Raw genomic sequence first — 13,153 nt, 5'->3', positions numbered from 1 at the left:
ACGACCTCCCTCAGTCCCAGTCCAGGCCGCCGCGCCGCCACACGTAGGCGTACGCGACGAAGACCGCGACGATGAACAGCATCATCTCCACGAAGCCGAACAGCCCGAGGACGTCGAAGTTGACCGCCCACGGGTACAGGAAGATGATCTCGATGTCGAAGACGATGAACAGCATCGCCGTCAGGTAGAACTTGATCGGGAACCGGCCGCCGCCGACCGGCTGCGGGCTCGGTTCGATGCCGCACTCGTACGCCTCGAGCTTGGCTCTGTTGTAGCGCCGGGGGCCGGCGAAGCGCGCCGCGGCGACGGAGAACAGCGCGAACGCCGCGGCGAGGGCGAACAGCCCGATGATGGGTACGTACGGCGAGAGCGACATTGTTTTCCCCTGCTCGTCCTTCCCGGCCCTCGGTCAATTTCCAAATTCACACTATTCACAGTCGTCCGGGCGACGCTGCCCGGGGTGCCACTGGCGCCCCCTGCCGGCGCCGGCGGCGGTTCACACGGCCGGAGCCGCCTTCGTCATCGCGTTGATGACCCGGTCCATCGCGTCCCCGCCGCGCGGATCGGTCAGGTTCGCCAGCAACTTGAGCACGAACCGCATCAGGGTCGGATGCGGCATGCCGTGCTTGGTGGCGATCCGCATCACATGCGGATTGCCGATCATCTTCACGAAGATGTTGCCGAGCCGGTAGTAGCCGCCGTACCGGGCCTTCAGCTCGGCGGGGTAGCCGGCCAGCGCGCGTTCCCGCTCGGCACCCGCCGGGCGGGCCAGCGCCTGCACCACGATCTCGGCGGCGAGCTCACCGGACTCCATCGCGTACGCGATGCCCTCGCCGTTGAACGGGTTGACCATGCCGCCGGAGTCGCCGACCAGGAGCACGCCCCGGGTGTAGTGCGGCACCCGGTTGAAGCCCATCGGCAGGGCGGCGCCGAGAATCGGCCCGTCCGCGTTGGTCTCGTCGGTCATGCCCCACTCGGCCGGGGTGCCGGCGAGCCAGTCGACCAGCAGCCGCCGGTAGTTGGTCTTGCCGAACGCGGCCGAGGAGTTCAGCGCGCCCAGCCCGACGTTGACCCGGCCGTCCCCCATGCCGAAGATCCAGCCGTACCCGGGCAGCAGCTTGTCGGGGTGCTCCTTGCTGCGCAGCTCCAGCCACGACTCCAGGTAGTTGTCGTCGTGCTTGGCCGGTGAGCGGTAGTAGCGACGGACGGCGACGCCGATCGGCCGGTCCTCCCGCTTGTTGATGCCCAGCGCGAGCGGAAGCCGCCCGGAGACGCCGTCGGCGGCGATCACCAGCGGGGCGGAGAAGCGGGCCGCGGCCTTGTCCGGGCCGCTCTCGGCGGTGACCCCGACCACCCGGCCACTCTCGTCGAGCACCGGGCCGGTGACGTTCACCCCGGTACGCAGCTCCGCGCCGGCCTCGACCGCCCGCTTGGCCAGCAGGTCGTCGAAGTCGAGCCGCGTCCGCACCAGTCCGTAGTTGGGGAAGCTGGCCAGCTCGGGCCAGTCGAGTTCGAGCCGTACGCCGCCGCCGATGACCCGCAGTCCCCGGTTGCGCAGCCAGCCCGCCTCGGGCGAGGTGTCGACGCCGAGCTTGACGAGCTGCTTGACGGCCCGTGGCGTCAGCCCGTCGCCGCAGACCTTCTCCCGGGGGAACTCGGTCTTCTCCAGCAGCAGCACGCGTACGCCGTGTCGGGCCAGGTGATAGGCGGTTGTCGATCCACCCGGACCGGCGCCGACAACGATGACGTCCGCGTCGTAGTCGACCGTGGTCATCCGCGCCTCCCCTCCCGATCGCTCGTGAAATGCTTCACAAGCCTCGTCCGGGGAGGAGTCTAGAACCGCGAAGAGGCCGGCGACCGGTTAGGCGACCCTAAGTTGCCGAGGTAGGCGTGTTGGCTACCTCGCCGGACCCGTTCCGGCCCCGGTCGCGGCCCGTGGTCCCGGCCGGTCGGGGCCTGCCTCACCTCAGGTCCGGTCCTCGCCGCTGCGTTGCGCCGGACGGCGTTTGATCGGTCCCGGAGTGACCGGGCCCGGTTCGGCCGGATGTGGATCGGCCGGAGGCCGCACCGGGTGCGGATCGGAGGGGTGCGGATCGGCCGGATGCGGCTGTCCCGGCCCGGGTGCCGGCGGATGCGGATCGGCCGGGCCGGGCCGTCCCGGCTGGGGTTGCCCCGGCTGCGGCTGCGCCGGATGCGGCTCCGGCGGGTTCGGCTCGACCGGATGCGGCTCGACCGGATACCCGTCGGCCGCGGCATGCCCCTCGGCCGGCCCCGCACCGTTTCCCGACAGCCGCGCGGCCGAAGCACCGCCCGCCGCCGCACCGCCGTTCTCCGACAGCCCCTCCGCCGGGCGGCCGCCGGTCTCCGGCGGCCGCTCTCTCGGATAGCTGCCGGGCGGCGCCGGGTCGTCGTCCGGAGCGCGCTCGTGCTCGTACGGCAGTTGCTCCCGTAGCGTGCCGCCACTGACCCGGTCGAGCGCGGCCAGTACCTCGGCGACCACGGTCCGGACCGCGACCGGGTCGGGCCCGGCCAGTTCCCGGATCTGCGCGATCAACTCGGCCGCCTCGGCCTCCGGATCGACGTTCTCCGTCGCCGGCTCGGCGGCGTCGCGGCTCGGTTCGGTGGCAGCGCCGCGCGCCGGCTCGGCGGCGTCGCTGTTCGGGGCGTCGCCGCTCCGGTGCCGCGCGTCCGGCGGGCCCGCGACCGCCGGCGTCTCCTCGGCCGGCTGCTCGTCGCCGTCGACCCGCCGGTCTGCCCCCGCCATGGGCGCAGCCTACGGCGGGAAAGCCGCTCGCGGATCAAAACTGGCTAAAGCAGCATGAGACGGAAAATCAGGAACGTATCGCGCGGTGCAGCGCGACGATGCCGCCGGTCAGGTTCCGCCAGCCGACCCGGTGCCATCCGGACCGGCCGATCTGCCCGGCCAGCCCGGCCTGGTCCGGCCAGGCCCGGATCGACTCGGCCAGATAGACGTACGCGTCCGGGTTGCTCGCCACCGCCCGGGCCACCGCCGGCAGCGACCGCATCAGGTAGGAGAGGTAGACCGTCCGGAAGACCGGGTTGGTCGGGGTGCTGAACTCGCATACCACCAGCCGGCCGCCGGGCCGGGTGACCCGGGCCATCTCCCGGAGCGCCGCCCCGGTGTCCACCACGTTGCGCAGCGCCAGCGAGATGGTGACCGCGTCGAACGTCTCGTCCGGGAACGGCAGCCGGAGTGCGTCACCGGCCAGCAACGGCACCTCGGGCCGGCTCCGTCGGCCGGCCCGGAGCATTCCGATGGAGAGATCCAGGCCCACCGCGTACGCCCCTGAGGTGGCCAGCTCGGCGGTGGAGACTCCGGTGCCGGCGCCCACGTCGAGCACGTGGTCACCGGGACGCAGGTCGAGGGCGGCCAGGGTGGCCCGGCGCCACCGCCGGTCCTGCCCGAACGAGATCACGGTGTTGGTCAGGTCATACCGGGACGCCACCTCGTCGAACATCGCCGCCACCTCGTGCGGCTGCTTGTCCAGGCTGGCCCGGCGTCCGGACGGGGTACGGGTCACGCCGGAACAGTCTGCCAGCCACCGGCCCGGCCGGTCGGCCCGGGGCGGGCCGGCACCCTGCCGGAACGCGGCCGGCGCTCCGGGCGACCGTCCGGCGCCTGCCGCGCCCGAGCCGGAACACACCGCGGGCGAGATGGGAGACCACCTCGCCCGCGATGCCGTGCGTTATGTGAACGGCCCTCATGGACCGATAGAGGACGACCCCGGTGCGCCGCGTCCCGACCCGGAGGCCGGTCCGTCCACGACGGTCAGCGGGTACGTGTGCCGGCACGTTATCGGTTCGACCGGCCCGGTCGCGCTCCCCTTGATCCAACCGTTATGACCGCCCGAGCCCGCCCGGTTTCCAAGAATGTCCTGGTCAGAGGCCATTTATCCGGCGCGCTGGACGTTTTGCCGCCGAATCGGAGCCAAGGACCGGCCCCTCGCCCAGCCGGCGGTGACCGAATGGACGAGGGTAGTTCAGCGGGCCTCGACCAGCGGCAGACTCCGGCCCGCGCCGCCACCGGGCAGCGCGATGGAGGAGAAGTGCGACACCACCCGGTCGTCGGTCGGGTCGTCGGCCGGGGTGCGGTGCACCGCCAGGTGCCGGTAGAGGGTGTCCCGCTGCGCGGGGATCCGGCCGGCGGAGCGGATCATCCAGATCAGCTCGTGCAGGTTGGAGCGGTGCCGCGCACCGGCCGAGGAGATGACGTTCTCCTCCAGCATGATCGAGCCGAGGTCGTCCACCCCCATGTGCAGGGCGAGCTGTCCGGCGTCCTTGCCGGTGGTCAGCCAGGACGCCTGGAGGTGCGGCACAGTGTCGAAGAAGAGCCGGGCCACCGCAACCAGCCGCAGGTACTCCAGGGTGGTCGCCTGGGTACGGCCCTTGAGGTGGTTGTTCTCCGGCTGGTAGGTCCACGGGATGAAGGAGCGGAAGCCCCGGGTGCGGTCCTGCACGTCGCGGATCATCCGCATGTGCTCGATCCGCTCGGCGTTGGTCTCCCCGGTGCCCATCATCATGGTGGCGGTGGACTCGACGCCCTGCCGGTGTGCGAGTTCCATCACCTCCAGCCAGCGCGCGCCGGACTCCTTCAGCGGGGCGATCGCCTTGCGGGGCCGCTCGGGCAGCATCTCCGCGCCGGCACCGGCGATCGAGTCCAGCCCGGCCGCCTTGATCCGGCTGATCGCCTCGTCCAGGCTGACCCCGGAGACCTTCGCCATGTGCAGGATCTCGCTCGGCCCGATGGAGTGGATGGCCAACTGCGGGTACGCCCGCTTGACCGAGGAGAAGAGTTCCTCGTAGTACTCCACGCCGTAGTCGGGGTGGTGGCCGCCCTGGAGCATCACCTGGGTCGCGCCCAGCTCGACCGCCTCGGCGCAGCGCCGCAGGATCTCCTCGGTCGGGTGCGTCCAGCCCTCCCTGTGCTTCGGCGCCCGGTAGAAGGCGCAGAACTTGCAGGCGGTCACGCAGACGTTGGTGTAGTTGATGTTGCGGTCGATCAGGTACGTCACGATGTTGTCCGGATAGCGCCGCCGCCGTACCGCGTCGGCCGCCTCACCCAGCGGGTGCAGCGGCGCGTCGGTGTAGAGCAGCAGCGCCTCCTCGGGCGTGATCCGCCCGCCGTCCGCGCCGCGTTGCAGGATGCTGTCGATTTCCCGGCTCACCGTCACATCCCGAGGGTACGCCGCCCGGCCTGCGCACAATCGAGCCCACCACGTCGCCGAAGTAGTGGGCCCGACGGGGAAGGGATGCCATCACTTCCCCCGATCGTGCGTGATCATGAACTCGCCGGAACGGCTCAGGTGGTGCAGCTGCCGTTCTCCGGGTTGACGCACTTGGCCCGGCTCCAGAGCGTCTCGAAGTTGTTGTGGAAGTCGTTCCAGACCGTCGGGTGCTCGATCTTCACCAGGGTCTCGTCGTGGTCGGTCAGTGCGGGGTCGGTGACGTTGTGCGAGCCGGTGAAGACGACGCTGCGCCCGGCGAGCCCGGCGAAGGTGCCTTTGATGATGATGTTCTTCGAGTGCACGGTGACCACCCGGCCGTCGTAGTTGCTGGCCTCGGCGTCGTGGTACTTCTTCAGCGAGACGTTCGGCTGCCCGTTCAGGGTGGCGTACGCGGTGCTGCCCATCGAGCCGTAGACGACCCGGACCCGGCAACCCATCCGGCCGATCCGGCGCAGTTGGGTGGCGACCTGCGGGCGGGCGTCGGTGAACTGGGCGTGCGCCACGTCCACCGCACAGCCGCTGGCGTACGCGTTCACCTCGGCCAGCCGGTTCGCCAGGGTGTCGCTGTCGGCCCGGGGCGAGTGGTAGACGGTGACGGCGGTGTTCGGCGACTTGTAGTAGCCGTTGGCGGCGTTGAAGTAGTCGTTGTTCTTCCGCTGCGCCCGCATGTCGTTGAAGTACGCCGTGAAGTGGTCGTACAGGTCGTAGTCCTCGTGCACGATCAGGGCGCTGTTGAAGAGGTTGTTCTGGCTGAAGGTGAGGTTCTGCGAGCTGACGAAGACGACCCGCTTCATGGTGCCGCTGGTGGAAAACGTGAAGACCTTGTTGTGGTTGATCGAGTTGCTCTTGTTGCCGATACACGCCGTCGAGCCGGCCACCGTCGACGAGGTCTTGCCGCAGATCACCAGGTCGTCGAGGTTGGCCGACTTGAGCAGCGGTACCGCGGTGTTGTCGGCCCGGGTGTTCACCCCGCCGCCGGTCTCGTCCAGCACGATCCGGACGATCACCCCCCGGGCCGCCGCCCGCTTCAGCGCCTCGGCCACCACCGGAGAGCTCCAGCTGTACATGATGCCCCGGATGTAGCTGCCGGCCGGTACGCCGTCGGCCAGCCGGACCAGCTCGTCCTCGATGGTCCGGTCCCGGGTGCCGTCCTCGGCCGGGACGTTGAACCGGGTGTACGCCGGGAACGGGTCGGCCGCGGTGGCCGCACCGTCACCGGCGTCGGCCGGGGTGGGGCCGGCGGCCACGGCGGGCGGGGTGAGCAGGCTGGTGGCCAGCAGGCCGAGCGCCGCGAAGGACGCGAGTCCGGCCCGGGCGCGACGCGTACGGAGCATCCTCATGAATACCTTGGTAGTACACATCCTTCAATGGAGCAACGGCCAAAGAAGAATTTTTTCAGGCTCAGTTGTACATGTAGAGGTAGTAATAGCCCTGCGGCTGGCCGCTGCGCCACTCGTAGACGCAGTTGTAGTAACGCCACGCGCCACCCGCGACGAGGCTTTCCCCGTAGTAGCGACAGGCGTCGAGGGTGTAGTAGGAACCGAAGGGGTAGGGGGAGGGGTTGTCGGCCACGGCCCGGCGGTCGCCCGACACCGCCGCCTGGGACGGCACACCGGCCCCGACCAGCAATGCCGCGCCGACGAAGGCGAGCGCCACGACAGTCCGAACTCGACGCATAGGTTCTCCTCGTGATCCGCGGCGCCGCCGAGTCGCCGGGGCGCTACCGACTCAAGATAGAGGCCGGTCTATCTTTCGGCAGCCGCGTTCGGCAAGGTTTCCGTCATCCGCGCAACGCGTCGAACCAACCGATGGCGATCTATGTCCGCCCGCATCACAACGGACCCGGGACAACCCCGCCTCAGCCGTCGTAGTCGACCACCAGCGTGTCGGTGACCGGGCTGGCCTGGCAGGTCAGCACGTACCCGGCGGCCACCTCGTCCGGCTCCAGGGCATAGTTGCGGGCCATCGACACCTCGCCGGCGACCACCTTCGCCCGGCAGGTCGAGCAGACCCCGCCCTTGCAGGCGTACGGCAGCTCGCCCCGGACCCGCAGGGCCGCGTCGAGCACCCGCTCGTCCCGCCCCATCCGGAAGCTCGACGCCCGGCCGTCCAGCCGGATCGTCACCTCGGTGCCGGCGTCGGCCGCCGTGTCGGCCGGCCGGACCGGCGGCGCGGGCGGCGCGTCCACGTGGAACAGCTCGGCGTGTACGGCCCGCTCCGGCACCCCACGCTCGGCGAGCACCCGCCGCGCGTCCAGCACCATGCCGTACGGGCCGCAGAGGAACCACTCGTCGATCCGCCCGGTCGGCACGATGGTGTCGAGCAGCCGGCCCAGCCGCTCGGCGTCGACCCGGCCGGAGAGCAACGGCGACTCACCCGGCTCCCGGGACAGCACGTGCACCAGGTGCAGCCGCTCCGGGTAGCGGTCCTTCAGGTCGGCCAGCTCCTCCACGAACATCACGGTGCGGCCGTGGCGGTTGCCGTACACCAGGGTGAAGGTGCTGGCCGGTTCGACGGCGAGCGCGGTCGCGACCAGCGACAGCACCGGGGTGATGCCGGACCCGGCGACCACCCCGGCGTAGTGCCGGACCCGGTCCGGCGCGAACGCCGTGCCGAACGTCCCCAGCGGCGGCAGCACCTCCACCGTGTCGCCGGCCCGCAGCGTCGAGACCGCGAAGCTGGAGAAGGCGCCGCCCGGCACCTCCCGCACCCCGATCCGGAGCTGTCCGGTCGCGGCCAGCTCGGCCGGGGTCGAGCAGATCGAGTATGACCGCCGCACCTCCGCCCCGTCCGGAAGGATCCGCCGCACCGTGAGGTGCTGCCCGGCCCGGAAGGCGAAGGTCTCCCGCAACTGCGCCGGCACCTCGAAGGTGACCGCGGCCGCGTCCTCGGTGAGCCGGTCGACCGCCCGGACCGGCAGCGGGTGGAAGACCGGGCGGCGCCGGACCGGCCGGTTGATGGTTACGCTCAAAACGCCCTCAGATGGTCGAAGGGTTCCCGACAGGCCCGGCACCGCCACAGCGACTTGCAGGCGGTCGAGCCGAACCGGCTGACCTGCTCGGTGTCGGCGGCACCGCAGTGCGGGCAGCGGACGCTCAGGGTGACCGGGACGGGGCGCCGGCCCGCCGGCCCGGGCGGGGCGATCCCGGCGGCGGCCAGCTTGGCCCGGCCGGCCTCGGAGATCCAGTCGGTGGTCCAGGCCGGGGCGAAGACGGTGACGACCTCGGCGTCCGGATGCCCGGCGGCGGCCAGCGCGGCCCGGATGTCGGCCCGGATCACGTCCATCGCCGGGCAGCCGGTGTAGGTCGGGGTGATGGTCACGGTGACCCGGCCGGTCGCCGGGTCCTCGGTCACGTCCCGCAGCACGCCGAGGTCCTCGATGGTCAGCACCCGCAGCTCGGGGTCGACCACCGCCGCCGCGGCCCGGCGCGCCCGCGCGGATCGGACCGTGCTCACCAGCGGGCTCCCGGATGCGCCCGGTGCAGCACCTGCATCTCGGCGAGCAGGTAGGAGAGGTGCTCGGTGTGCAGCCCGGCCCGGCCGCCGGTCGGCCCCCAGCCGTCGGGCGGGCGCTCCAGCGTGGCGGTCTCCAGCACCGGCTCGACGCCCGTCAGGAAGGCGGAGCGCAGCCCGGCCGGGTCGACCGGCGCGGCCGGGTCGGCCGCGAACAGCTCGCCGGTGTACGGCCACAGCTCCTCCACCGCCGCCCGCATCCGCCGGTGCGACTCCGCGGTGCCGTCGCCGAGGCGTACCGTCCAGAGGCTGGCGTGGTCGAGGTGGTAGGCCACCTCCTTGCGGGCCTTGCCGGCGATGGCGGCGAGCCGCTCGTCGGCGCAGCCGCTCAGCGCGGTGTAGAGCGGGAGCTGGTACGCCGACAGGAAGAGCAGCTTCGCCATGGTCATCGCGAAGTCGCCGTTCGGCAGCTCGACCAGCAGGCAGTTGCGGTACTCCCGGTCGGTGCGCAGGTACGCCAGGGTGTCCTCGTCGCGGCCGGCGCCCTCCAGCTCTCCGGCGTAGCTCAGCAGCAGCCGGGCGGCGCCGAGCTGGTCCAGGGCGATGTTGGCCAGCGCGACGTCCTCCTCCAGCTCGGGTGCGGCGGCGACCCACTCGCCGAGCCGCTGCGCGGCGACCAGGGCGTCATCGCCGAGCCCGAGCAGGTAGTCGACGGTGGTATTCACAGGTGCCCCAGGGGTGTTCACAGGTGCGCCGCCCCGTCCGGCACCGGATAGAACGTCGGGTGCCGGTAGACCTTGTCGGCGGCCGGGGAGAAGAAGGCGTCCTTCTCGTCCGGGCTGGAGGCGGTGATCGCCTGGGCCGGTACGACCCAGATCGAGACCCCCTCCTGCCGCCGGGTGTAGAGGTCCCGGGCGTTGCGCAGCGCCAGCTCGGCGTCGGGTGCGTGCAGGCTGCCGACGTGGGTGTGCGACAGCCCGCGCCGGGCCCGGACGAAGACCTCCCAGAGCGGCCAGCCGGCCCGGCCCTGGCTCGGGGCGGTCACGCCGGCACCGCCGTACGCGCGGCGGCCCGCTTGGCCGCGTACGCCTGCGCGGCCTCGCGTACCCAGGCACCGTCGGCGTCCGCCCGGCGGCGGTGCGCGATCCGTTGCCGGTTGCACGGCCCGTCCCCGGCGATCACCCGCATCAGCTCGGCGTAGTCGGGCTGGGTGTAGTCGTACGCCTGCCGGGACTCGTTCCACCGCAGGTCGGGATCGGGCAGGGTGAGGCCGAGCACACCGGCCTGCTGTACGCACATGTCGACGAAGCGCTGCCGCAGCTCGTCGTTGGAGAACCGCTTGATCTTCCAGGTCATCGACTGTCGGGAGTGCGTCGAGTCGCCGTCCGGCGGCCCGAACATCGCCAGCGACGGGTACCACCAGCGGTCCACCGCGTCCTGGGCCATCGCGTGCTGCTCGGGGGTGCCGTGGGCGAGGGTGTGCAGGATCTCGTAACCCTGCCGCTGGTGGAAGGACTCCTCCTTGCACACCCGGATCATGGCCCGGGCGTACGGCCCGTACGAGCACCGGCAGAGCGGGACCTGGTTGACGATGGCGGCGCCGTCCACCAGCCAGCCGATGGCGCCGACGTCGGCCCAGGTCAGCGTCGGGTAGTTGAAGATCGAGCTGTACTTCTGCCGGCCGGCGAGCAGCAGTTCGACCAGTTCGTCCCGGGTCACCCCGAGGGTCTCGGCGGCGGCGTAGAGATAGAGCCCGTGCCCGGCCTCGTCCTGCACCTTGGCGAGCAGGATCGCCTTGCGCTTGAGCGAGGGTGCCCGGCTGATCCAGTTGCCCTCCGGCTGCATGCCGATGATCTCGGAATGGGCGTGCTGGGCGATCTGCCGGATCAGGGTCTTCCGGTACGCCTCCGGCATCCAGTCCCGGGGCTCGATCTTCTGGTCCGCATCGATCAGGGCGGTGAAGTGGTCCTGCGGGTCGGTCTCGACGGCCGGGTCGTCCCCGGGACGGCCACGGTCGGCGGCCGCCCGCAGCGCCGCCTCCGCCGCCTCGACCTGATCGAGCAGGCCGCCGGCGGGTCCGTCATCCGGGACCGGGAAGTCATGTCCGTACACGCAGCAAGTGTTACAGCCCAACTAGTGAGTAACCAAGACGTGTAATAGAAATGCCGCACAGACCCGACCCTGAGCTGGGCGGCTACCCGGCACCAAATGTCCGCACTGATGGGTGAATGAGGCTGGTCACACCGCCTCATAGATTCGGCATCTATACCGACATAACGGCTCATTTCCAGGCGCCACTGAATAACTCCCGGCCTTCGCTATCTGGCGGATTGGACCCGGCCACGTAAACTTTCCCCGTTCCGACCTGCCACCTCCCCCGGCAGTTCGGGCGCGCGGAGCAGACCGCCGGTGTGGGGCTGGCGGAGGCACCGCCGACACAGCAAGACGCACAGCGCCCTGGACACAGCGGCCCCCCGGCCTTCACCTTCACCCTTGGAGCCCCATCCTCATGCGTCCCCGCGTGACCCTGGTGCTCGCCATCACGACAGTCGTGCTTGGCGGCCTGCTGCTCGTGCCCGCCGCGTACGCCCGGCTGGCCGACTCCGGCGGAAGCACGTCCTCGGCCGAGGAGGCGCCGGTCGGGATCGAGCCGTCCGCGCCGCCGCCGCCGACCCTTGCCGCCGCGCCGGTCACGGTGAAGGGGGTGGACGGCTTCTTCTCCTGGGCCCTGCTCGACCGGGAGAGCGGAAAGATCTCCGGCTCCAGGAACATGACCTCGACCAACTCGACCGAGTCGATGATCAAGGTCTGGATCGTCTCGGACTACCTCCGCCGGCTCGGCGACAAGACGCCGCCCGCGGCGTACCTGAAGATGGCGAGCACGGCGATCCGGGACAGCAACGACGACGCCGCGAACGCCCTGTACAGCGCCGCTGGCGGCGCGAGCACCCTGGACCGCCTGATCAAGATGTGCAACCTCACCGAGACCGCCAAGGAGATTCCTGCCGGCGAGGGCCGCGTTTGGTGGAGTTACACCAGTATGTCCCCTCGGGACGCGGTCCGGATGGGAGAGTGCGTCAAGGACGGCACGGCAGCCGGGCCGAAGTGGACCGAATGGGTGTTGGATGAGATGACCAAGGTACGCGGTACGACCGCCGCCAAGGATCAGCGGGCTCGGCAGGGCGGCGGCCGCTGGGGCATCATCGACGGCCTGCCAAAGGGGATCCTCGCGCAGGGGCCGGTCAGCATCAAGAACGGCTGGACACTGATCAACGCCGACGGCAAGTGGCACCTGAACTGCCTTGCGATCACCGATGACTGGGTGCTCTCCGTGATGACCCGATACTCCGGCCGGAAGGGTCTCGACTACGGCGCCGACGTCTGCGCCAGCGTCGCCAGCCAACTGGTCACCGAGCAGCCGGGCGCCGTGCTCAGGGTGCCGCAGCCGCTCACCGTGAAGCAGTCCTGATGGGCGCCGAGGAACGCGCCGCCGAGCGGCAGGCCCGGGCCAACCGGTCCACCCTGCTGCGGCTGAGCCTGATCGCGGGCGTACTGCTGGTGCTGGTGCTGGTCGGGCTCCGGCTGATGCCGGGCTCGCCGCTGGCGAGTACCGCCGCCGCCAAGTGGGGCGAACCGTCCGGCCCGGCCGGTCCCACCGCCACCACCCCGGGCAAGCCGGCCACACCCACCCCGACGCCCAGCCCCGAACTGCCGCCGCTGCCGGTGGCGCCGGCCAACGTGAAGATCGACAAAGCCGGCTGGTGGAACTGGGCGCTGATGGACACCCGGACCGGCAAGATCTCCGGTTCGGCCAACATGGACGAGACCAACCCGACCGCCTCGATGATCAAGGCGTGGATCGGGGCGGACTTCCTGCGCCGCGCCGCCGAGAAGGACGACACCCCGAGCGACGCCCGGATGAACCAGGTCTCGATCATGATTCGGGACAGCGACAACAACGCCGCGCAGACCCTCTATGAAATCAACGGCGGTACGGCGTCGATCAAGCGGCTGATCAGCATCTGCGACCTGACCGACAGCAGCCCGGCCGCCGACGGAGGCTGGAGCCGGACCGCGCTCTCGGCCCGGGACACCGCACGGATGGGCGCCTGCATCGCCGACGGCCGGGCCGCCGGGCCGAAGTGGACCGAGTGGCTGCTCGACGAGATGCGCGCGGTGCGCGGAGTGGGCAACTTCGGCATCCGCAAGGCGTTCCCGGCCGCCGAGCAGAAGACCATCGGGGTCAAGAACGGCTGGGTGGACCGGCAACGCGAGCAGAAGTACACCGTGAACTGCCTGGCCATCGGTGACGGCTGGACGATGGCGGTGGAGACCCGGTACGCGATCAACCTCGGCTACACGTACGGGGCGAAGATCTGCGAGGACGTGGCCCGGCAACTCCGGGCCGCCTCGGACGCCACCTGACCAGGCCCCGGCGGTCTGAGGGGTGGGCC

14 protein-coding genes are annotated in these 13,153 nt (G+C 70.9%); 2 read left to right on the top strand and 12 right to left on the bottom strand.

Translation table 11 applies throughout. The features are described from left to right. Positions 1–10 precede the first annotated feature (10 nt). The 12 genes from R6Y94_RS35725 to paaA form a co-directional block, all read right to left on the bottom strand. Positions 11–376: an NADH-quinone oxidoreductase subunit A gene (locus tag R6Y94_RS35725; protein ID WP_318400941.1), complete on the bottom strand. Its 366-nt coding sequence runs from the start codon at positions 374–376 to the stop codon at positions 11–13. A 120-nt stretch (positions 377–496) separates the two neighbouring features. Continuing rightward, positions 497–1,774, bottom strand: coding sequence for a geranylgeranyl reductase family protein (locus R6Y94_RS35720; RefSeq protein ID WP_318400939.1), 1,278 nt, complete (start codon positions 1,772–1,774; stop codon positions 497–499). Between the two features lie 192 nt (positions 1,775–1,966). Further along, positions 1,967–2,764, bottom strand: coding sequence for a hypothetical protein (locus R6Y94_RS35715; RefSeq protein WP_318400938.1), 798 nt, complete (start codon positions 2,762–2,764; stop codon positions 1,967–1,969). A gap of 67 nt (positions 2,765–2,831) precedes the next feature. Further along, positions 2,832–3,542, bottom strand: a complete 711-nt coding sequence (locus R6Y94_RS35710) for a demethylmenaquinone methyltransferase (protein ID WP_318400936.1) — start codon at positions 3,540–3,542, stop codon at positions 2,832–2,834. Positions 3,543–4,001: 459 nt separating this feature from the next. Further along, positions 4,002–5,192 carry a cyclic dehypoxanthinyl futalosine synthase gene (gene mqnC, locus R6Y94_RS35705; RefSeq protein WP_318400935.1) on the bottom strand — a complete coding sequence of 397 codons (1,191 nt, stop codon included), beginning with the start codon at positions 5,190–5,192 and terminating at the stop codon, positions 4,002–4,004. A 128-nt stretch (positions 5,193–5,320) separates the two neighbouring features. Then, the gene (locus R6Y94_RS35700; RefSeq protein WP_318400933.1) at positions 5,321–6,586 is read right to left on the bottom strand and encodes a phospholipase D-like domain-containing protein; all 1,266 of its coding nucleotides are present in this window, start codon (positions 6,584–6,586) and stop codon (positions 5,321–5,323) included. A 61-nt stretch (positions 6,587–6,647) separates the two neighbouring features. Next, the gene (locus R6Y94_RS35695) at positions 6,648–6,923 is read right to left on the bottom strand and encodes a hypothetical protein (protein WP_318400931.1); all 276 of its coding nucleotides are present in this window, start codon (positions 6,921–6,923) and stop codon (positions 6,648–6,650) included. A 181-nt stretch (positions 6,924–7,104) separates the two neighbouring features. Continuing rightward, positions 7,105–8,217, bottom strand: a complete 1,113-nt coding sequence (gene paaE, locus R6Y94_RS35690; RefSeq protein ID WP_318400930.1) for a 1,2-phenylacetyl-CoA epoxidase subunit PaaE — start codon at positions 8,215–8,217, stop codon at positions 7,105–7,107. Next, a complete protein-coding gene (paaD, locus tag R6Y94_RS35685; protein ID WP_318400928.1) occupies positions 8,214–8,702 on the bottom strand; it encodes a 1,2-phenylacetyl-CoA epoxidase subunit PaaD in 489 nt (162 codons plus the stop codon). Before paaD ends, paaE begins: the two co-directional genes overlap by 4 nt. Further along, the gene (gene paaC / locus R6Y94_RS35680) at positions 8,699–9,445 is read right to left on the bottom strand and encodes a 1,2-phenylacetyl-CoA epoxidase subunit PaaC (protein ID WP_412102959.1); all 747 of its coding nucleotides are present in this window, start codon (positions 9,443–9,445) and stop codon (positions 8,699–8,701) included. The genes paaD and paaC overlap by 4 nt, the downstream gene beginning before the upstream one ends. Next, complete coding sequence (gene paaB, locus R6Y94_RS35675) at positions 9,442–9,744, bottom strand: 1,2-phenylacetyl-CoA epoxidase subunit PaaB (protein ID WP_318400924.1); 303 nt, start codon at positions 9,742–9,744, stop codon at positions 9,442–9,444. The genes paaC and paaB overlap by 4 nt, the downstream gene beginning before the upstream one ends. Further along, a complete protein-coding gene (paaA, locus tag R6Y94_RS35670) occupies positions 9,741–10,811 on the bottom strand; it encodes a 1,2-phenylacetyl-CoA epoxidase subunit PaaA (RefSeq protein ID WP_318400923.1) in 1,071 nt (356 codons plus the stop codon). Before paaA ends, paaB begins: the two co-directional genes overlap by 4 nt. Positions 10,812–11,208: 397 nt before the next feature. Here paaA and R6Y94_RS35665 point away from each other — a divergent pair, with 397 nt between their 5' ends. Together R6Y94_RS35665 and R6Y94_RS35660 are read left to right on the top strand one after the other, a co-directional pair. Beyond that, positions 11,209–12,168 carry a hypothetical protein gene (locus tag R6Y94_RS35665; protein ID WP_318400921.1) on the top strand — a complete coding sequence of 320 codons (960 nt, stop codon included), beginning with the start codon at positions 11,209–11,211 and terminating at the stop codon, positions 12,166–12,168. Beyond that, a complete protein-coding gene (locus R6Y94_RS35660; RefSeq protein ID WP_318400919.1) occupies positions 12,168–13,124 on the top strand; it encodes a serine hydrolase in 957 nt (318 codons plus the stop codon). The genes R6Y94_RS35665 and R6Y94_RS35660 overlap by 1 nt, the downstream gene beginning before the upstream one ends. The last annotated feature ends 29 nt before the right edge of the window (positions 13,125–13,153 follow it).

The sequence above is a fragment of the Plantactinospora sp. KLBMP9567 genome, assembly GCF_033446045.1.
GTDB lineage: Bacteria > Actinomycetota > Actinomycetes > Mycobacteriales > Micromonosporaceae > Plantactinospora.
The sequence above is the reverse complement of the archived record's forward strand: the minus strand, read 5'-3'. Positions and strand labels throughout refer to the sequence as shown.